Consider the following 20,773-nt stretch of genomic DNA (forward strand, 5'->3'; position numbering starts at 1 on the left):
TTCCCCTTTTATAGGATGGTCATAGTAGATTGATTATTGCTTAATACGCTAACAGGGGTGAGTGTTCTTCTTATTCAAGTTACAGCAAAGTGCAACCTTGAATCCAATATGTAAATATAATCGAGTTATATCCAATTCATACAAAGACGCTTAGTCTCTCCTGCTTTTTTCAATTCAGTACCAAATTTTAGCGAATCGTGACCTTCATACCAACTGATAATTTCATAAGGGATTGTACCAACCAAACTACGTACACGTTTACCAAGATTATATTTTTCATTACCTATTATTATATGAAACTCTTTATTTTTAAAACAATTATCTATGTCATTGTAATTTTCTTGACTATCATAAGTAAGAACAGAAAAAACAATCTTCGGCGTAGTAAAAACATTTTGAAATTCAGGATACTCATTATTATTAAATTTAACATACTCATTCCACCCAAATATCATAACATAAGCAAATCCTGTACTATTTTTTATTACATTAAAAGAACCATAATCTGGCACTGTTTCCTTTATCGGTATTTCCATTCTTAGTTTATTCAAATACCCCAAGAAATGTTGTCAATAAAACTATTTATCTTATGCACTTTAATTCCTAAAGTAATATCAGCAATCAACATATAATTTGAAAAAGCAATTAGGGGATCATTAACTTCGGACATAAATTCCTCACTTATGTTTATTAAAACTCAAAGTAATTTCATCCTACCGCTAAACCACCAGAAAACTTTACTTAACTGGCATCAAAAAAGGCCGCGCATCTGCGCGACCTATAGAAGTTTAAATTTAATTCAGTTCTTTTTGTCTGATAAAACTTATCTGTTATCCAGAACAATACCAGGCTCTGCGGCGATGTAACCCTGCAACATACCTTCTTTATATACGCCCAAAATGCACTCATAATACATTACGCGCATAGTGCCCATAGGAGGCATCATATTGACTTTGGTCATCAAATAGCAATTTCTCATTTTCTGCATATCCACATCCATTGGATTTCTTATGTCAACAACTGGCATGTATTTTGTGCTGGCAACTATTTTGTGTGGCTCCAGCATTTGAACCATATCACCCTGCATGACTTTCATCATCGGGTCCATTTTCATCATCGGATCCATTTTCATCATCGGGTCCATTTTCATCATCGGATCCATTTTCATCATCGCAACAGAATAGTCAGGATTATTATTTAATGTTACTAAATTCATGCGAATTACATCTCCTACATCGCATTTAACCATTAAATTACCTGAGCAATCAACAGAAGTCACTGTTTCATCTTCATGGATGTAGGTAACATATTTTCTAAAAACATCCGCAGACCACATTGAAACTGGACTATTAATATCTTTGCTAAGTTTACCAAAATCATTCATAATATCTTCAGTTCTTATACCCATTAATACATCAATCATTTTAGACATTATAGTACCCTCATTTGTTTGTGGTATTGGCATGTTTTGCTACGCGACCAACATAACACTGGGTCTGCGTTTTATTTATAAGCTTCTTACAGAACATATCATAACAAAATAATATAAAAACCAAGTCTCAAAAAGTATCCTTATAAATAATTTTTTTATCATAATAAAGAAATATTAAATTGTATTTTATATAGATTAATCACCAATAATATCCAAGTTAACTGCCAAACATAATAACTTACTTGCCATGTTATAATGATGATTATTTACCAAAACATTTCAAAACAATCATGGCCATAAATCTTTAATTAATCGTTATCATTAACACATTGACTTCTCAGATTTAAAAGCAATAACTGGAAATAAATTCATTATAAAAATAATAACATAATATTATTGATAATTTTGTTGTAAAATAAAACGGAATAATTTTTCTCTTACTAGTTTCTTTTTAATATATGACTTTCAAAGTTACATAGATATACAATTCTATTCGATGTATAATTACTTATTATCATTCCACTAACTAAATTAAGCTGAATCTGGAGAAAATATGTTTGGGAAAGGTATCGTGATCAAAGATTATGTCAGCGCTTATCCAAATCCAATTCACTTACAAGCTGGCGATGTTGTCGTAATCAGTCACAGTGATATAGAGTACCCTTACTGGGTTTGGGTAACAGATACATCAGAAATAAGTGGTTGGGTTCCACAACAAATCCTTTGTTTCATTCAGGCCAATCAAGCGATCTGTACAGGAAACTACATCGCTCACGAATTGACTGTGCAAATCGGCGAATGTCTATATTTAGAAAAGTTATTAAACAGTTGGTTTCTGGCACATAAAAGATGTGGTGAAACAGGCTGGATACCGCAAAGCTGCGTGGAACTTTAAAAGAATATTACTTCCCTATTCCAATGGGAACTTCAATTTACAGTCATTTTTCTAGCCGTAAATTAACAGTTAAAGTACGTAATTAGATGAGGGTCTTTCTAGTTAATTTTTTCCCTGATCCTGCTTCAGTCTCCGCCATAATGTTGTGCGGCTAATTCCCAAATGTTCTGCTGCTGCCTGACGGTTACCTGAGAAACGAGCCACAACGTCATGTACTGAAATATCACGTTCTGACAGTAATGTTTCCTTAAAGGGAAAAGCGGCTATCTGCGTTTGCAGGTTGTTATTTGTTGCACCAATATCAACCTGACGTTCAGGTGAAAGTGACAGTATTAATGCAGGAGTCAATACCTGCTCAGGATTAGCACTTATGAAGAGAGCGATTCTCTCCATCAGGTTACGCAATTCCCTCACATTTCCCGGCCAATGATAAGATTGCAATATCTCATCGCAATGAGAAAGTTCGCGTACTCTTGAAGCAGAAACAGGTAAATTGAGTGTCGCAAATGCCCGCCGTAAATATTCCAGAGCCAGCATACTTATATCGTTTTCCCGCTCCCGTAATGCAGGAAGATTAATCCGCAATACATTTAAGCGATAAAATAGATCGACACGGAAACGCCCTTCGCGCACCCATTGATCCAAATCACAGTGAGTTGCACAAATGATGCGAACATCAACCGCAATTGGGCGATATCCCCCGACTCTGACGACAGATTTCTCTTCTAATACTCTTAATAAGCGTGTTTGTAACGGCAATGGCATTTCACCAATTTCGTCCAGAAATAAGGTTCCTCTGTGCGCAATCTCAAATAATCCTGCACGCCCACCCCGTCGGGAGCCGGTAAATGCCCCTTCTTCGTAGCCAAACAATTCAGCCTCTAATAACGACTCAGCAATTGCCCCACAGTTGACGGCAACAAATGGCCGTGGATGCTTTCCCTTTAACTGACCATAACGCATGGTGTATTCATGATGAATAGCCTGTGCAACCAACTCTTTTCCTGTACCACTTTCTCCCTGAATCAATACGGTAGCCGTTGAACGGGCATATAACATAATTGTGCTGCGCACACGCTCTATTGCAGGGGAATTTCCCCGAATATCACTGATAGTATGTCTGATCCGCAGCTTATCTTCAGTAGGATAAGGTGAAATCACGGCTTGATTAAGTTTCGCCATTTTGGCCATATCTAAAGCATCACGAAATGCCTGCCGGATAGAATCAGCAGAATAGACAAACACCCCCACCAGCTCAGCTTCATAAGCCAGATCGGTGATCAATCCGGCACCTACAATCACTTTAATTCCAATCGCTTTCAGGGCATTAATCTGTGCTCTGGCATCTTCTTCTGTCGCATAGCTACGTTGTTCAATACGCAGATTGAAACGTTGCTGAAATTCCTCCAAGGCAGATAAGGAGTTCTGATAAGTGATCACCCCAATGCGGGAGCTAATTTGTCGGGCGCGAGCCAATGCCTGCATAAAATCAAACCCACTGGCTTTGGTTATGATCACCGGCACTGATAAGCGGCTTTTCAGGTATGCGCCATTAGAACCTGCACAAATCACGGCGTCACAATGTTCGTTTTCCAGACGCTTGCGAATATGTTGCACCGCTTGTTCAAAACCAAGATGAATTGGTGTGATATCAGCCTGATGATTAAACTCCGGTGTGATATCTCGAAAAAGATCAAAAAGGCGGGAGACGGAAACTGTCCAGATAACTGGTTTACTACTATCACGTTCTTCGGTTTGTATCGGTATCATATCTCCCCCCTTTTGCTTCTTCTGCCTGTCTTTTACGATGTCTCATTTATTTCCAATGAAACAAAATTGAAACATCATCAGGTTCATTTTGGAACAAGTATATACTATACCTCACGGAAATTCGGAAAGCACAATATAGAAAATCGCCAATTAATCATTTGATTATAAAAATAAAATAGAAAAAAACTCATTATCCGCCTCAATTAACCTCCCGATTATTACTTCTTGGCATAAGCTTTGCTTTATTAACAATTTAATACAAATTAGTTTCATTTTTATAATAGTGGAGTTATACATGGGATTTTATTCTGCTGGTTTGACTTTTCGTCAGGCAATAAAAGAAGAATCTCCGTTACAGGTGGTAGGAACCATCAATGCGAACCATGCATTGTTGGCAAAACGAGCAGGCTATAAAGCTATCTACCTTTCCGGTGGCGGTGTATCAGCCGGTTCATTAGGTCTGCCGGATCTTGGTATCTCAACACTGGATGATGTGCTGACCGATACCCGGCGCATCACCGATGTATGTGACTTACCACTGCTGGTAGATGCAGATATCGGCTTTGGTTCATCAGCATTCAATGTGGCCCGTTCAGTTCGGTCTATTATTAAAGCAGGAGCTGCCGGACTACATATTGAAGATCAGGTCGGTGCAAAACGTTGTGGGCATCGGCCAAACAAAGAGATTGTCTCTAAAGATGAGATGGTAGACCGTATCAAAGCCGCTGTTGACGCCCGTAACGACGAACATTTTGTGATTATGGCCCGTACCGATGCATTGGCAGTAGAAGGATTAAGTGCTGCCCTTGATAGAGCCGAAGCCTATATTGAAGCAGGAGCAGATATGCTGTTTCCAGAAGCAATCACTGAGCTACAAATGTATAAAACGTTTGCTGCAAAAACTCAGGTTCCAATACTGGCAAACATCACTGAATTCGGAGCCACGCCGCTCTTTACTCTCGAAGAGTTAAGAAGCGTGGATGTCTCTATCGCCCTCTATCCCTTGCCAGCTTTTCGCGCCATGAATAAGGCGGCGGAACAGGTCTATACCACGCTCCGTCGCGATGGTACTCAAAAAAATGTGCTCGGTATGATGCAAACCCGTAATGAACTGTATGAAAGCATCAACTATTACGTTTTTGAACAGAAACTGGATGCTCTGTTTTCACAGAAAAACAGCAGAGGTGATACACATGAATGAGCAAAATATAACGACTGAAGCTACACCATTTAAACCGAAAAAATCTGTCGCCTTATCGGGTATTACTGCGGGTAATACCGCACTTTGTACTGTTGGAAAAAATGGCAAGGAGTTACATTACCGGGGTTATGATATTTTTGATTTAGCAGCCCATTGCGAATTTGAAGAGGTTGCTTATCTGTTAATCCATGAAAGACTCCCTTCCCGTGCAGAATTGGCAGCTTACAAAGCCAAACTGAAAGCATTGCGCGGTTTGCCAAGCAGTGTTAAGGCTGTGCTGGAAGCCCTGCCCGCAGTCGCCCATCCAATGGATGTAATGCGTACTGGTGCCTCCGTTCTTGGCTGTACCCTCCCGGAAAAAGAAGATCATAATCTCCCTGGTGCCCGTGATATTGCTGATCGTTTACTTGCCTCCCTCAGCTCCATACTGCTTTATTGGTATCACTATAGTTATAACGGACGCCGTATTGATGTTGAAACTGATGATGATTCCATCGGCGGGCATTTCCTTCATCTTCTGCATGGCAAAAAATCACCAGCATCTTGGGAGAAGGCGATGCACACTTCTCTGATCCTGTATGCAGAACATGAATTCAATGCTTCTACTTTTACCAGCCGCGTGATTGCCGGTACGGCTTCAGATATGTACTCCGCAATTATCGGAGGAATCGGTGCTCTGCGAGGACCAAAACATGGCGGAGCCAATGAGGCTTCATTTGAAATTCAGCAGCGTTATGACACACCAGATGAAGCAGAAGCCGACATTCTCAAGCGATTAGAAAGAAAAGAAGTGATCATTGGCTTTGGTCATCCGGTTTATACCGTTTCTGATCCACGCCATAAAGTGATTAAAGATATCGCCCTGACCCTTTCCAAAGAAACAGGCACACTTCAAATGTTTAATATTGCGGATAGAATTGAATCTGTGATGTGGAATAAGAAAAAAATGTTCCCAAACCTTGATTGGTTTGCAGCCGTGTCATATCACATGATGAGCGTTCCCACCGCCATGTTTACTCCACTGTTTGTTATTGCCCGTACTTCCGGTTGGGCTGCACACATCATTGAGCAGCGTGCTGATAACAAAATTATTCGCCCTTCTGCCAATTATATCGGCCCGGAAAATTTGCTCTTTGTTCCAATTGAACAACGCTGACACCGACTGATAAGTGCCTTTTAAATAGTACTAATTCGTACCTTACATACAATTTTTCAAAAAGGATTGATTATGTCTACCTCTATTCCTGCTTCTACACTAACTCCCGTTGTTAATGATCGTCCCGAATACGATCAGGTGATTGTAGATATCGTGGATTATGTCATGGATTACATCATCGTTTCCCCTATTGCCTATGTCACAGCTCAACACACATTTTTAGATGCATTAGGCTGTGGATTAGAAGCATTGGAGTATCCCGCCTGTACTAAATTATTGGGGCCGATTGTATCCGGTACGGTTGTCCCCAATGGCGCACGGGTGCCGGGTACTCAGTTCGAGCTTGATCCGGTACAGGCAGCGTTCAATATAGGTACTCTTATCCGCTGGCTGGATTTCAACGATACCTGGCTGGCTGCTGAATGGGGACATCCGTCTGACAATATTGGCGGAATACTTGCTGTCGCTGACTGGCTGTCAAGAAATGCTGTAGCTCGTGGGGAACGGCCACTTACTATGTGGGATGTATTCGCCGCCATGATTAAGGCATACGAGATCCAGGGTTGTTTGGCACTGGAGAATGCTTTCAATAAAGTCGGGCTGGATCACGTTGTTCTGGTCAAAATTGCTTCAACCGCTGTAGTTGCTCAAATGTCAGGGCTGGATCGTGAACAGATATTAAGTGCCGTTTCACTCGCTTGGGTAGACGGTCAATCCTTAAGAACTTATCGTCATGCTCCCAATACAGGTTCCCGCAAATCCTGGGCAGCAGGAGATGCAACTTCCCGTGCTGTGCGTCTGGCTCTGATGGCACAAAAAGGTGAGATGGGTTACCCCTCTGTATTAACGGCTAAAACCTGGGGATTTTATGATGTCTTGTTCAACGGCGAGCCATTTCAATTTCAACGTCCCTATGGCAGCTATGTGATGGAAAACATACTGTTCAAGGTTTCTTTCCCCGCTGAGTTTCATGCACAAACTGCGATTGAAGCCGCCATGCAACTGCATAATCAGTTGAAAGAACTTGGCAAAAATGTCGAAGATATCGCCAAAATCACTATTCGTACCCATCAGGCTTGTATCCGCATTATCGATAAACAAGGCCCGTTACATAACCCGGCCGACAGAGATCACTGCATTCAATATATGGTTGCCATTCCATTGCTGTTTGGTCGTCTCACCGCTGCGGATTATGAAGATGATGTCGCCCAAGAGCCGCGTATTGATGCCTTACGGGAAAAAATAGTCTGTGTTGAAAATCCTGATTTCACGAAGGATTATCATGACCCGGAAAAACGCTCTATTGCCAATGCTCTGACTATCTCCTTCAACGATGACAGCCAGCTTGATGAAGTCATAATAGAGTTCCCAATCGGGCATAGACGACGCCGTGCCGATGGTGTCCCCGCTTTGCTGGAAAAATTCAAGACCAATCTGGCTCGGCGCTTCTCAGCAGAACAGCAACAAAAAATACTGTCAGTATCCCTTGAACTTAACGATATCAAAGACATCCCGGTAAACGAATATCTTGATTTGTACGTTGTTTAATCTGCCTATTTAGCGGTTCTCATTTCAGGAACCGCTATCCTTACATTATGTTATGAAAATATTATGTTAGGAAAATATTGCGTTAGGAGAAATTATGTCATTCCAAGATTTTTACCAGCGTTCGATTGATGAACCCAACACCTTCTGGGCAGAACAAGCTAAACGAATTCATTGGCAACACCCTTTTGAACAAGCACTGGATCACAGTAATCCTCCTTTTGCTCGCTGGTTTTGCGGGGGAAAGACCAATTTATGTTACAACGCTTTGGATCGCTGGCTGGAAAGACAACCTGATGCTAAAGCGCTGATTGCGATTTCAACAGAAACGAATACTGAACAAGTCTTCACTTACCAAGAGTTACATCAGGAAGTTAACCAGGCCGCCGCTATCATGCTTTCTCTTGGCGTCAAAAAAGGCGATCTTGTTGTGATTTATATGCCGATGGTGGCAGAAGCCTTATTTATCTTACTTGCCTGCGCCCGTATCGGTGCTATCCACTCGGTGGTTTTTGGCGGTTTTGCCGCCCATAGCCTCGCTACCCGATTAGATAATGCTGAGCCAGTATTGGTCGTTTCTGCTGATGCGGGATCCCGTGGAGGAAAAATCATTCCCTACAAGCCATTACTGGATGAAGCCATTGAATTGGCAGCACATACACCACGTCATGTATTAATGGTCAACCGAGGCCTGGCTGAGATAAATTGGGTCAGAAACCGGGATGTGGATTTTGCCACCTTGAGGCAATCATATCTGGATGCAAAGGTTCCGGTAACATGGCTGGAATCCAATGAAATTTCTTGTGTTCTCTATACATCAGGGACAACAGGAACACCCAAAGGGGTACAACGTGATGTTGGCGGTTATGCAGTAGCACTGGCAACTTCAATGGAGATTATTTTTGGCGGTAAAGCCGGTGGTGTATTCTTTTGTACATCAGATATCGGTTGGATCGTAGGACATTCCTATATCGTGTACGCTCCGCTGATCGCGGGTATGGCAACCATTATGTATGAAGGTTTACCCATCCGGCCAGATGCCAGCATTTGGTGGCAAATTGTGGAAAAATACCGGGTCAACAGGATGTTTTCCGCACCAACAGCCATTCGTGTTCTGAAAAAATATCCTATAGATAATCTCTCTCAATACGATATCTCTTCTCTTGAAACACTCTATCTGGCAGGCGAACCACTTGATGAGCACACTGCACGTTGGATTACTGAAACCATTAACGTACCTGTGATTGACAATTACTGGCAAACAGAAACGGGCTGGCCAATTATGACGATAGCACGAGCACTGGATGACAGACCAAGTCGTTTTGGCAGTACGGGATTCCCGATGTATGGTTTTAACGTCAAATTGATAAATGAATTGACCGGACAGGAGTGTGGTGACAACGAAAAAGGCATGTTGGTCATCAAAGGCCCTTTGCCTCCCGGATGTATCCAAACTATTTATAGTGATGATAACCGTTTTGTGAATACTTACTGGAAGCATTTTGATCAGCAAGTTTACTCCACTTTCGATTGGGGGATCCGGGATCGTGATGGTTACTACTTTATTCTGGGGCGTTCAGATGACGTGATTAATGTTTCGGGGCATCGTCTGGGAACCCGGGAAATCGAAGAGTGTATCGCCAGCCATGAAGATGTTGCTGAAGTCGCAGTTATCGGTATCAAAGATGATATAAAAGGTCAGGCCGCAGTTTCCTTTGTCATCCTCAAAGAAGGGCGTGAAATCCAGAGCACTGACCATTTTGCAACTTTGGAAAAATCACTGATGAGTCTGGTCGATAAGAAAATTGGCAGTGTTGGACGTCCGGCACGTATCTATTTTGTCACACAATTGCCAAAAACACGTTCAGGCAAAATGTTACGCCGCACTATGCAGGCCATTTGTGAAGGTCGTGAACCCAGTGACATTGCTTTAATTGAAAACCCTGCTTCACTGGACGTAATACGAGATGCGGTTTCTCATTAAAAATGGATTAAATAAAAGTGAAGTTCATTCCAATAACCGACTTATTTTGTGGCAGGAAGTGTGATATTTACCTCTTTTCTGTCACAAATAATAAAGCTGCTATTTTCTGATTTAAAACACCACAAAAGATAAAACTTTACTATAATAAATATACATTCTATCTTCAAAACCGATTCCTTTGCTGGCTACTTTCATTTATCGCTTTAATAAAAACCGATATTCATTGAATATATCATATATATTATGCTATATTTTATAAATTTTAAAACTAAAGATATAGAATAGCATGAATAAAATCATTATCAATGGCATTTCAGATAAAAATTTCATAGAAAAATATGCTTACGATTTTCAATATATAATAAATAGGAAAACAGATCTCGACAGCCTCTCAGAAAGATATTATCGTAAAGGAAAATCTTGTTGGGTCATGCAAACTTTAATTAACCTTAATTATTATTATGGAGATTGTCTAGACATTAGATTAACCAATAAAGCCCAAGATAATGCCATTAATATACTACACTATGATAACTTTAGTTCTAAGACTAAACCATGGAGAGGAAATACTATAGTTTGCCAGGCAGATCGCCCATCAGTTCACGGTGCTGATTATGTGATTGTGCAAAATCCCCTACAGGCTAAGAATGGAAAAATTTTCATCCCGCATTGGCCTCAGCCAGGATTAAAACCAAGAGCAAAAAATAATGGCGAAATAAAAACCATTGGCTTTTTTGGGCATGAAGATGCATTACCCGATTTTTTTTCAGATAAAACATTAGAAAAAGAGTTAAATTCAAGAGAAATTAATTTTATAAAATCGATCAAAGATTGGACTGATTATAGCAATATAGATATTGCTATAAGTTTTAGGCACGATCACACAAATATCATAAGAAAACCAGCCAGTAAGCTCATCAATGCATGGAATGCTGGTTGCCCTGTCATTTGCGATGATGAACCCTCAATGAGAGCAATAAAGCTAAGTGAGTTAGATTATTTGATAGCAAAAACTCCTGAAAAATTTATAGATGCAGTGGATAAATTGAGAAATCAGCCAAATTTATACTTATCAATGATATCAAATGGAAAAAGAAGATTTGCAGAATATACCCGCGAATCGACTGCCCAAAAATGGTTTCGTTTAATACAAGAAGTTTATAACAACAATCAAAATTCCAAAAAATTTTCTCGATCCATTAAGTTTTACTTTCACAAATTAATATCACGTTAGAGCAAATCAATCAGAATAGGTTATTTGAAACTTTAACGATAAAAATGAATAAAAAAAGAGGGTTACAATACAACCATAATTGATGTTGTCTCTGGTCATCTCATTTTAGCTTTTGTTTAATCGATGTTTAGCAGAACAGTATTACTATGCTTTTGTACTACATTTTCCCAGCTACTTTTACCCATTCCTGCTCCGTGCCAATGCGGAGCTTTTTTTTGCCCTTTTGATTCGCGTTACGTTTTGAACCAGAGCACGTATATTACGTACCCCGTTCAAAAATTCTGCCACTGCCAAAAGGTGAACTAACTGTAATTAATGCGCTATTGCAGGCTCTTTTGCTGCTGCTTCCACCCACTCTATCATCGCAGGATGATTAAGCATGCGATCAATCCATGCCTGACTGGTAGCAGAAAATATTAACCCGTAAGTCCGGGTACGGAAGGCCACCGGAGCAAAAAAGGCATCTACTGCTGTAAACGAATCTCCCGCCAGCCATTTACCACCAAATTTGGTTAACCCTTCAGTCCAAACTGCATCAAGACGATCAAGATCATTCTGTAATTCAGGAGTTATTTTTTCTAATTTGAGCGTATTTGTGCAATTCATTGCGCACATCTGGCGCAATGTCGTAAAACCAGAGTGCATTTCTGCCGCGGCACTCCTTGCCCATGCTCTGGCAATACGATCTTTTGGCCATACCTGTATATGATCCTCCGCAATATATTCAGCAATAGCCAATGAATCCCAAACTGTAGTATCACCATCCACCAAACAAGGGACAAGACCAGAAGGCGAGAATACTTTGAATTTCTCATGACTACTTTCACCATCCTCAAAGTAACTCAACCGCTCATTGAAAGGAATATTTAGGGCTTTGAGTAAAATCCACGGCCGTAGTGACCAGGAAGAGTAGTTTTTATTAGCTATCCATAATGTATACATTTTATTTCTCTCTGTTAGCCCCTTCATATTTCAATTTACTGCTTTATTGGCTGAAATTAGAAATATATTGGGTATGGTGATGAAATATTGCACATGGAACATTACAATTTCTAACCATATGAGTAAATAAATATATAAATTAACATTATTTATTTTCACATATGAAATAATCACATATGTTATATCTTTATAAACTCTTTAATTATTTAACTACATCCCTAAAGTGAAAAATAATTTTTCAACCCATTTTTAATTAAGTTAATGTATTTTTTATTCCATCAAAAATACGCCAGCCAACTCTATTATTGATAAATTTTGATATTCTTAAACAAATTATTTGGCGAAGATTCACAAAAATAATACTAAACTTCCATCTATTATGATGTTCATCTTTTTTCATTTCTGTTTATTATCTATGTTAAAAGATTATATTGTGTAAGTGTTCAAAAATAAGGAAACAATATGTTGTTAAAAAACACTTCCAAGCAATTTGGTCATATCTCTGTTTTGATCCACTGGTTAATTGCGCTTGCTGTTTATGGAATGTTCGCACTAGGTTTATGGATGGTCACATTAAGTTATTACGATGCCTGGTATCATCGAGCTCCCAATCTTCATAAAAGCATCGGTTTTTTAATCTTTATTATTATGGTCATTCGCGTTATCTGGCGATTTATTTCTCCTCCCCCCAAGCCCCTGAATAGTTACAGCCAACTTACGCGGATCAGTTCAAAATTGGTTCAGTTCACTCTTGGTATCGCCCTGTTTGGCATTTTATTCAGCGGTTATTTTATCTCCACAGCTGATGGTCAAACTATCAGTGTTTTTGGATGGTTTGATATCCCCGCCACACTGGCAAAACAAGGAGTACAAGCAGATACAGCCGGTATTATCCACCTCTATCTTGCCTGGCTGGTCGTTGTGCTTTCACTATTACATGGGCTTGCAGCTCTGAAGCATCACTTTATTGACCGTGATAGTACGCTAAAAAGAATGTTTGGGTTCCCACCCAACTCAAAATAAATTATGGAGAATCAATATGTTGAAAAAAACGCTAATCTGCCTGACAGCAGGTGCTTTATTGATGAGTGCAGGCTCAGCAATCGCTGCCAATTATAAAATTGATACTGCTGGCCAACACGCCTTTATCAAGTTTCGTATCCAACATTTAGGTATGAGCTGGCTTTACGGTAGCTTTAAAAAATTTGATGGTGATTTTACTTTCGATGCAAACAATCCAACAACCGATAAGGTCAGTGTTGTTATTAAAACGGATAGCGTAGATACAAACCATGCTGAGCGCGATAAGCACTTACGCAGTGCTGATTTCTTAAATACCACAAAACATCCAGAAGCCAAATTTACTTCAACCAAGGTGGAGAAAGAGGGAGAGCACTACAAAATTACCGGTAATCTGACATTGAATGGTGTGACTAAACCAGTAACGCTGCAAGCGAGGATAATGGGCGAAGGTAAAGATCCGTGGGGAGGGTATCGTGCAGGCTTTGAAGCTAACGGGAAACTTAAATTGAAAGATTTTAATATTAAAACTGATTTAGGGCCAAAATCTCAGGAAGTTGAACTGAATATTTCGTTAGAAGGTATTCGAGAAAAAGCCTGATACTTTTCAAAATCATTTCCCTTATCCTTTTCGTTTTTCAAGTTGCAGATTTGTTGTCTGCAACTTGAAACTGAACCATGATTTCTATCGCTACTTAAACCGATTGTGCAAGCAATTCGTTAACATGGAATGTAATAGATTCCAAAGCGTTATGAGCAGCATAATCTGCCTTAAGTTTCTGCGCCTGCTGATGCCATTCAGGAGAAGAAAGTATCCGTGTGACTGCCTGGTAGAGCTGTCGTTCACTCGGTGTATCTGTATTCAGGCTGATACCACAGCGTGCCCAAATTACACGGGCAACCGCTTCCAGCTTACCATCTCCCGTTCCAGCCACAACCATAGGTACACCATGACGAATTGCTGCATTGAGAGAACCATATCCACCATTAGTGATAAAAATTGCTGAACGAGGAAGCCAATACTCAAAGTTAAGATATTCCACCACTCTGACATTGTCCGGTATTGATTCTCCCAACATTTCAGTCGGTCTTCCTGCGGTGATAGCCAAAACGCGTACTGGTAAATTAGCTAATGCGCGCAAAGTCGGTATAATTAACTGATTGAAATCGACATTCGCCAATGTACCTTGAGTAACCAGTATGAGAGGTAAACTTTCATCAGGCCATTCCAGCTCTTTTTTATCATCCTGTACATCAACTTTCAGTGCACCAATAAAATCCACTGTTTCCGGTAGATCATCACGCGGAAATTCAAACGACTGAATTGCCAATTGCAGGAAACGATCAGATTGTTTCAAAATGACATCATTGTGATCCTGTGTCAGTGAAGGAGCATTCACTGCTGCCAAAGCTGTATTAAAGGCTTCCCGTACCTGCGCAACCAGCTCTTGTGTTTCCTCATCCACCAGCTGCTCACGTTTTAAATCAGCAGGAAGCAATTCGGGCGGTATACGTGCTCCCCAGAATACAGCATCCCGAGATGACAATAACAGTGGACTTACCCCAATCACCATGACAGGAATGCGTTCATGAGCAGGCTTCTGCAATAAGGGCAATACAGCATAGAACGTATTGTCAACAATCAGCAAATCAGCATCTGCAACCAGTTGTTGCAATTGAGGGTACAGCACAGGGATCGGCCCCGCAAAAAATTGCTTAAGGGCAAACGACGTCTGGGCATTTCCCGGCGGATGCTGCCCACGTTCAGGAAACGTTTCTTCCAAATAACGGTAATCAACATCCACCCTCGAATCAAAAGCAACAAAACTCGCCCCCAGTGCTTCCGACTGCTGCCGAAAAAGAGAACCACTGAATATTGTTACATCATGTCCCTGTTCTATTAAATGTCTGGCAATGGAACAAATGGGAAAAACATGCCCTGGAGTTGCAATTGCTGCCAAAACAATACGTGCCATAAATCAAATCTCCTTCAACTAACCTACTGCTTCAGTACTTGAATGCGGGGTGGAAATAGTCTTAAAGCTGGTGTTATTACATATTGGTGCTCCATGAATATGTACCCTTTGGAGATGGCGGGATGAACGGGTAACAAAAGACTCCCTGCCATGCAGTAAAGTAAAGTTATCACTAATAGCAATATCACCCGTTTGCCACTGATGAGCAAAGAAATAGCGCGGCTCATAAAGCCTGCTCTTCAATTCTTTTTCCAAAATCTTCTGTTGCTCTGATGAAAAACCGGCAAATTCCACTGCGTGATGATCAGAATATTTTTCACTGTCAACCGCCATCGGTTCGTTGTAACGCATTACCCATTTCTCACCATCAGGATGAAGGCAAACCAGTGGAGATACTACCTTACCGCCATAATGTGTTACCCGGCTTGTGCGATAAGTTATTATGGTATTTCTCCAGCTATGGCGTTCATCTTCACTGGCATCAAGGATCAGCTGTTCAGTATTAACAAATGTGGTTCGGCCGCCCTGAGTTGCCTCTGGTGCTGAAACGCAGTGGAATATCTGAAATTCAGGAATAGTTTCTCTATACATCCCATCCCAATGCAGTGGTATTTCGGTACTATCCAATACATGGTCAGAAGGATCCTGATGTTCCATCACATCCAGTACAGCACCAAAAGGCCACATCATGATTTCTCCCCAACGGCGAGAATATTCAGTTAACCTTTCTGGATCTGTAAAACCGGAAGAAAAACCGCGCAATATAACCAGTAAATGAGTACGAGCTAACTCACGTAAAATATCAACGGGTAGCGTGGCCACATCCTGCTCAGGCCAATTTGGCGTAATCATCACACCAAAAGGGGTAATCGGTTCAATATGACAATCGAGTTTGTCTGTATACATATTGCTTTCTCTCAAAGTGCAGTATAACGGTGGGGGATAGGAGTCTTCCTAAGCGGTTTACTCGTTCTGTAATGTAGTCACCAGAGATACATCCTGTTGATTTATTTTAGGTAAACCTTCGATCAGATAATGGCTGGGAATACCACGGATTTCGACCAATTTGCCCTGCATTTTTTTCACTTCATCACTTTTCATCAGCACAAACTGACCATTGATATTGGCCGCAACACCATGCCACGGAGTCAACCAGTCATCTCGGGTAGGCATCATATGAATACCGATTTTAATGTTGTCTATAGGTTGGGGATGGATAGAAAGACGGATGGCTTCAGGGAATTGCTCTGACAGCAGACTTCCCCAAGCCCAGCTACGTTGGATCACTCCAACAGAACGTTGGCGGGCATCTTTCTGCAAAGCATTTTTAGAACCGGTATATTCAGGTAATAAGCTATCTTCATAAAGAAAACGAGTAATAGCCCGATATAATTGGATACCCTCTCCGCTTTCTTTCAGTATGGCTTTAATCTCCTCGGTGGAATAAGCATAGTTACTGACCAGCAATTCACGTAGTTGATCGTAATTGTTGGTATATTGAGTTAATGACTCAACATTGCCGAGATTAAATACCGAGAGATTAGTCGCTCCCAATTCATGTAACAGTTTCTCAATTTCCAATTGGTAATGGGTAACAATTTCGTCATTGACCCGTATCAGATCACTAAATACATGCCCATCAGAACAAATAACAATATGCGCTCCTGGTGGGTAATAAAGCTGAATACGTTGACATAAAGAATTCAAAAAAATCAGCGATAATTTTTCTGCCATATCAGGCATAGTTCCCAACACCTTACGGGGATTTGGTGATTTTGTCGGAAACGCAGGCAGGATACATTTAATCGTTTTGCCTTGTTCAACAAATGCACGAATACGTGGTAACTGAACCTCAGCAACATACTTTTCCTCATATTCAATCGTATGTTCAGATGTTGGAAAACGACGTCGATATTGCAATAATTCATGCAAGATTTTTTCTGACACCTTTTCTATATCAAAGTATTCCATAATTCATTCCTAGCTTATTATATTTACTTCAATACAAATAATTCCTACCTACAGAATATCTGTATTAGATATTTACTAATGATATTATTTGATATAACACAATAAAAAACTCAAAAACAGAGTTGAAAAGTTATAAGGTTATAATTTTTTAAAATATAAAAACTCCAAAACCCAGGAATATTAAAATAATTTAACCAAACAATAAGTTATGCCGATAAAACCATATAAATAATAAAAAAGCGACAAACTTAAGCTTGTCGAAAGTATTATAATTAACCTCCTCAATAAAAATAAACAAAGTAACATCCCATTAACATTAATCATACATGACAGCCATATAATACATAAATAATAATATTTATTGTATATGATTTTTTTTATTACATGTGCATATACACAATAATATTATCAGTTAATATCTTATGAAAAAGAGATACAGAAGAGAAAAATTTACCAAAAAAAATTTAATGAAAAAATATTCACATAACCAAATAAATTAGAAATTTTAATTTATCGATTTAATGTTCTTTACAGCACAAAAGTTTTTATAGTCTATATTATTTACTACTGTTAACAATATTAATTAAGTGAGAAGAAAATGACATATAATACTCTCAGAAATAAACCAGAGAAAAATAATACCTATACGTCACTTTTTTTACGATCAACCACTTAAATCACGATCCGTTATAATATCAGGTGAAATAAATCAACTATAACAGCCAGGGGGAACACGTTGAATCCGGAGATACTCTGCATGATATATTCAAATTTATTAAGCCAGAAGTGTTCATGATTGGCACAGGTTGGGTTGCCAGCGCAGGCATTACTTTTCCTTGCCGCCACGACGCAACTTGAAATCCATTGGGTATAATTACTTTATATTCTAATGTAAATATGGAAAAAAGCCTGAGCAAAATCTTCAGCTCAAAGAACGCTTATCAACGTAAACCAGGGCTTATTGTCTCAGTGATTTCAACTTATATCAGAGAAGATCATATCAGTGATATTTGATTCATGCACAATCCCAAAAAATTAACAGCCTGGCATTAACAATACTGATTTAACAAAGTTATTATTCTTGGATTTTCTCCAACGTCCATACAAAATCTTTCTCTGTAACAGGCTCAAATCCAAGTTTTTTATAAAGCCAACCCGCATTGGAAGTTACTAATGACACGTGTTTTACTTGAGTAATAGCAGGATGTTGTAAAATACACTCTATTAGCCAACGTCCTAATCCTTTCTTCTGATACTCATCGATAATAAATACATCTGAAATATAAGAAAACATGGAAAAATCAGTTATTAATCTGGCAAATCCAATTTCTTTATCGCGATGAAATAATACAAAACATAAACTATTTTCTAATGCGACTTTCACTTTTTCAAATTCAATTCCACGTGCCCAAAATAATTGCGTGAGATTACTATGAACAAATTTCACATCAATTTTATTTTTATCCGTTGTGATCCAATATTCGTCACGTCTCCACTCTATCGCTTCTTTCATCTTCTTTTACTTTTCAGAAAAATTAGCTGTGCTAAAAAAATTAGCACAAAAACACTTAAAAGAAAGCCACACAATTGTGTGGCATTTCAAAATATGAAAATCTCCATGATTTATTCATTTTTTTGTAATAACCCGCGATATACCAAACCACCAATAATCCCCCCAATTAATGGAACCAACCAGAATAACCATAGCTGCTCTATAGCCCAGGTTCCCTGAAAAATCGCAACTGCTGTACTTCTTGCAGGGTTAACTGATGTATTTGTCACAGGTATGCTAATTAAATGGATCAGAGTTAATGCCAAACCAATTGCCAATGGCGCGAACTTCGTCGGTGCATTTTTATCTGTTGCTCCAAAAATCACGATCAAGAAAAATGCCGTTAATACCAATTCAATGATAATTGCAGATTGTAATGAAAATCCTCCGGGGGAGTGCTCCCCATAACCGTTGGATGCAAATCCACTCTCTGTTGCATTAAAGCCACTTTGACCACTGGCAATCAGATAAAGTACCGCTGCGGCTGCAATCCCTCCAATTACCTGAACAATAATATAAAGAATAACGTCTTTAGCTGAAATACGCCCACCAGCAAATAACCCCAATGTCACAGCCGGATTAAAGTGCCCTCCAGAAATATGACCGACAGCATATGCCATTGTCACAACAGTTAAACCAAAAGCCAGAGATACTCCCACAAAACCGATCCCCAGCAATGGAAATGCCGCAGCTAAAACAGCGCTTCCACATCCTCCAAACACTAACCAAAAAGTTCCGAAGAACTCTGCTGATAATTTTTTAAGCATTCTATTAATCCTCAATAATATTTTCATGAATGCAAAAGAATCCAAACAAAGTTTAGTTAGTATTTTTAAGTATGTTCAAGGAACTGTCAGCAGAGAATAAGTGACAGAAAAATATTACGAATAATGATTTTATAATTATCCAGATAGAAGATATCTGAACCTAATGAAAAGTAGGCAATAAGTCATTTACCATGATGAATAAATTAATCTGAGGTACACAACGATCATATTAAATACATAACAACCTGAGTTTAAATAATAATAAACTCAGGTTGCTGATTTACTTAATTAATGATTTATTTCTCTACCGCGTTATTAACCTTACCTGACGCCTGCCAAATGCGGTATTTCACTTTTATGGTATCTGGTGTATATACTACAATTGGTAATTTACTGTTATAACGTACAGCTGCATCTTTTCCTAAATTCACCTGAACGAACTTCATGGTTTTCTTGTCATCAGGACATGCCATCTTGGTTGAAATAGGACCCACGACTTTATCCAGAACGTAATAATTATATCCCCACCCTTCCAAGATTTTCGTTTCAAGCTTGCCACCAAATGAGTGATGATTGCAATCCACCAGCATATCCTTACCAATTATCAACTCTACCATATAATTATTTTCGTTCTTTTCAGGTGCTAATGTAATCACACTGCGAACCATACCCTTTGAAGCTTCAGGATAAGGAGCTACATTTTCAAGTTTATCAGCCTGAGCATAAACAGAAACAGCCATAGCAGCTAAAGCAAGTAGATATTTTTTCATTTTTCACCTCTTGATATGTTTAACAATGCAAGAGAATCATAACAGCGAAAGTCCCTAAAGAAATTATGCTTTTTTGGCAAAGCACTGATTTTTACCACTATTCCTTTGAGGGAAAGTCATTCTTTCCGAATATAAAATAAATTTTCATTAATAATCATAAAGATACATAGTTTCTACAAAATATTTTTTATGTGATATTTCTCAAATCTGGTATTACAATGGGCTGCTACACTCATAATGTGGTAGCAAACTTCGTATAGGAGGTCCCATGTTTCCAGAAGATCACAATTTAGTATCTTTAGTATCTAACCTGAAAGAATCTCACCCCCGTTTCCAATCCCTGTTTGAAAAACATAACCGCCTTGACCACGAGATATCGCAACTTGAAGGCCCGAACGGAGCTGGCTATAACGAAAAAGTTGTGCGATTAAAAAAAGAAAAATTACATATAAAGGATGAAATGCAAAGGATCCTACAGGCAGAATCTCAGAAGTAACTCTGCCATAGACTGACGCCTGCTACGCTGAAAAGCGGGCGTCTCATGAAAGCGCTAATTTT

Annotated in this window: 19 protein-coding genes and 1 pseudogene; 10 read left to right on the forward strand and 10 right to left on the reverse strand. The window is 39.3% G+C overall.

What is annotated here, in order from left to right:
* Positions 1-125: 125 nt before the first annotated feature.
* Together HGO23_RS14930 and HGO23_RS14935 are read right to left on the reverse strand one after the other, a co-directional pair.
* The gene (locus HGO23_RS14930) at positions 126-536 is read right to left on the reverse strand and encodes a DUF7823 domain-containing protein (protein ID WP_209027139.1); all 411 of its coding nucleotides are present in this window, start codon (positions 534-536) and stop codon (positions 126-128) included.
* 287 nt (positions 537-823) lie between these two features.
* Complete coding sequence (locus tag HGO23_RS14935) at positions 824-1,432, reverse strand: AidA/PixA family protein (protein WP_209027140.1); 609 nt, start codon at positions 1,430-1,432, stop codon at positions 824-826.
* 553 nt (positions 1,433-1,985) lie between these two features.
* Between HGO23_RS14935 and HGO23_RS14940 the strand changes: the two genes are divergently transcribed.
* Positions 1,986-2,327: an SH3 domain-containing protein gene (locus tag HGO23_RS14940; RefSeq protein ID WP_099136812.1), complete on the forward strand. Its 342-nt coding sequence runs from the start codon at positions 1,986-1,988 to the stop codon at positions 2,325-2,327.
* A gap of 102 nt (positions 2,328-2,429) precedes the next feature.
* Here the strand turns inward: HGO23_RS14940 and prpR are convergent, their stop codons facing one another.
* Positions 2,430-4,097: a propionate catabolism operon regulatory protein PrpR gene (gene prpR, locus HGO23_RS14945; protein WP_209027141.1), complete on the reverse strand. Its 1,668-nt coding sequence runs from the start codon at positions 4,095-4,097 to the stop codon at positions 2,430-2,432.
* Between the two features lie 295 nt (positions 4,098-4,392).
* Here prpR and prpB point away from each other — a divergent pair, with 295 nt between their 5' ends.
* The 5 genes from prpB to HGO23_RS14970 all read left to right on the forward strand — a co-directional run bounded on the left by prpB (position 4,393) and on the right by HGO23_RS14970 (position 11,217).
* Complete coding sequence (prpB, locus tag HGO23_RS14950; protein WP_209027142.1) at positions 4,393-5,298, forward strand: methylisocitrate lyase; 906 nt, start codon at positions 4,393-4,395, stop codon at positions 5,296-5,298.
* Complete coding sequence (prpC, locus tag HGO23_RS14955; protein WP_099136815.1) at positions 5,291-6,454, forward strand: bifunctional 2-methylcitrate synthase/citrate synthase; 1,164 nt, start codon at positions 5,291-5,293, stop codon at positions 6,452-6,454. Before prpB ends, prpC begins: the two co-directional genes overlap by 8 nt.
* Positions 6,455-6,526: 72 nt before the next feature.
* Positions 6,527-8,002, forward strand: a complete 1,476-nt coding sequence (locus tag HGO23_RS14960) for a bifunctional 2-methylcitrate dehydratase/aconitate hydratase (protein WP_209027143.1) — start codon at positions 6,527-6,529, stop codon at positions 8,000-8,002.
* Between the two features lie 94 nt (positions 8,003-8,096).
* Positions 8,097-9,983, forward strand: a complete 1,887-nt coding sequence (locus HGO23_RS14965) for a propionate--CoA ligase (protein WP_209027144.1) — start codon at positions 8,097-8,099, stop codon at positions 9,981-9,983.
* Positions 9,984-10,269: 286 nt separating this feature from the next.
* On the forward strand, positions 10,270-11,217 hold the full coding sequence (locus tag HGO23_RS14970; RefSeq protein WP_209027145.1) for a glycosyltransferase: 948 nt from the start codon (positions 10,270-10,272) through the stop codon (positions 11,215-11,217).
* A gap of 312 nt (positions 11,218-11,529) precedes the next feature.
* On the opposite strand, the gene HGO23_RS14975 is transcribed toward HGO23_RS14970, so the two are convergent.
* Positions 11,530-12,159 (reverse strand): glutathione S-transferase family protein, encoded by a 630-nt coding sequence (locus HGO23_RS14975; RefSeq protein ID WP_209027146.1) that lies wholly within the window; start codon positions 12,157-12,159, stop codon positions 11,530-11,532.
* A 462-nt stretch (positions 12,160-12,621) separates the two neighbouring features.
* Here HGO23_RS14975 and HGO23_RS14980 point away from each other — a divergent pair, with 462 nt between their 5' ends.
* Positions 12,622-13,182, forward strand: coding sequence for a cytochrome b (locus tag HGO23_RS14980; RefSeq protein ID WP_099136820.1), 561 nt, complete (start codon positions 12,622-12,624; stop codon positions 13,180-13,182).
* A 16-nt stretch (positions 13,183-13,198) separates the two neighbouring features.
* Positions 13,199-13,780, forward strand: a complete 582-nt coding sequence (locus HGO23_RS14985; protein WP_099136821.1) for a YceI family protein — start codon at positions 13,199-13,201, stop codon at positions 13,778-13,780.
* A 94-nt stretch (positions 13,781-13,874) separates the two neighbouring features.
* Here HGO23_RS14985 and HGO23_RS14990 read toward each other — a convergent pair whose 3' ends face one another.
* The 3 genes from HGO23_RS14990 to pvcA are packed head-to-tail and all read right to left on the reverse strand — an operon-like array spanning position 13,875 to position 17,126.
* Entirely contained in the window at positions 13,875-15,155 is a 1,281-nt protein-coding gene (locus tag HGO23_RS14990) for a glycosyltransferase (protein ID WP_209027147.1), read from the reverse strand.
* 18 nt (positions 15,156-15,173) lie between these two features.
* On the reverse strand, positions 15,174-16,061 hold the full coding sequence (pvcB, locus tag HGO23_RS14995) for a tyrosine isonitrile desaturase/decarboxylase (protein WP_099136823.1): 888 nt from the start codon (positions 16,059-16,061) through the stop codon (positions 15,174-15,176).
* Positions 16,062-16,118: 57 nt separating this feature from the next.
* Complete coding sequence (gene pvcA, locus HGO23_RS15000) at positions 16,119-17,126, reverse strand: L-tyrosine isonitrile synthase (RefSeq protein ID WP_209027148.1); 1,008 nt, start codon at positions 17,124-17,126, stop codon at positions 16,119-16,121.
* Positions 17,127-17,746: 620 nt separating this feature from the next.
* On the opposite strand from pvcA, the pseudogene HGO23_RS19755 reads away from it, so the two are divergent.
* Positions 17,747-17,957 (forward strand): annotated as a pseudogene (locus HGO23_RS19755) (ATP-dependent Clp protease proteolytic subunit); the annotation flags it as partial.
* Between the two features lie 244 nt (positions 17,958-18,201).
* On the opposite strand, the gene HGO23_RS15010 reads toward HGO23_RS19755, so the two are convergent.
* From HGO23_RS15010 to eco, 3 genes are all read right to left on the reverse strand, one after another.
* Entirely contained in the window at positions 18,202-18,639 is a 438-nt protein-coding gene (locus HGO23_RS15010) for a GNAT family N-acetyltransferase (RefSeq protein ID WP_099136825.1), read from the reverse strand.
* 110 nt (positions 18,640-18,749) lie between these two features.
* Positions 18,750-19,445, reverse strand: coding sequence for an aquaporin Z (gene aqpZ, locus HGO23_RS15015; RefSeq protein WP_209027149.1), 696 nt, complete (start codon positions 19,443-19,445; stop codon positions 18,750-18,752).
* Between the two features lie 296 nt (positions 19,446-19,741).
* Positions 19,742-20,215, reverse strand: a complete 474-nt coding sequence (eco, locus tag HGO23_RS15020; protein WP_099136827.1) for a serine protease inhibitor ecotin — start codon at positions 20,213-20,215, stop codon at positions 19,742-19,744.
* A gap of 268 nt (positions 20,216-20,483) precedes the next feature.
* Between eco and HGO23_RS15025 the strand changes: the two genes are divergently transcribed.
* Complete coding sequence (locus HGO23_RS15025; RefSeq protein WP_099136828.1) at positions 20,484-20,711, forward strand: DUF465 domain-containing protein; 228 nt, start codon at positions 20,484-20,486, stop codon at positions 20,709-20,711.
* The last annotated feature ends 62 nt before the right edge of the window (positions 20,712-20,773 follow it).

It is taken from the genome of Xenorhabdus budapestensis (genome assembly GCF_017743015.1).
GTDB lineage: Bacteria > Pseudomonadota > Gammaproteobacteria > Enterobacterales > Enterobacteriaceae > Xenorhabdus > Xenorhabdus budapestensis.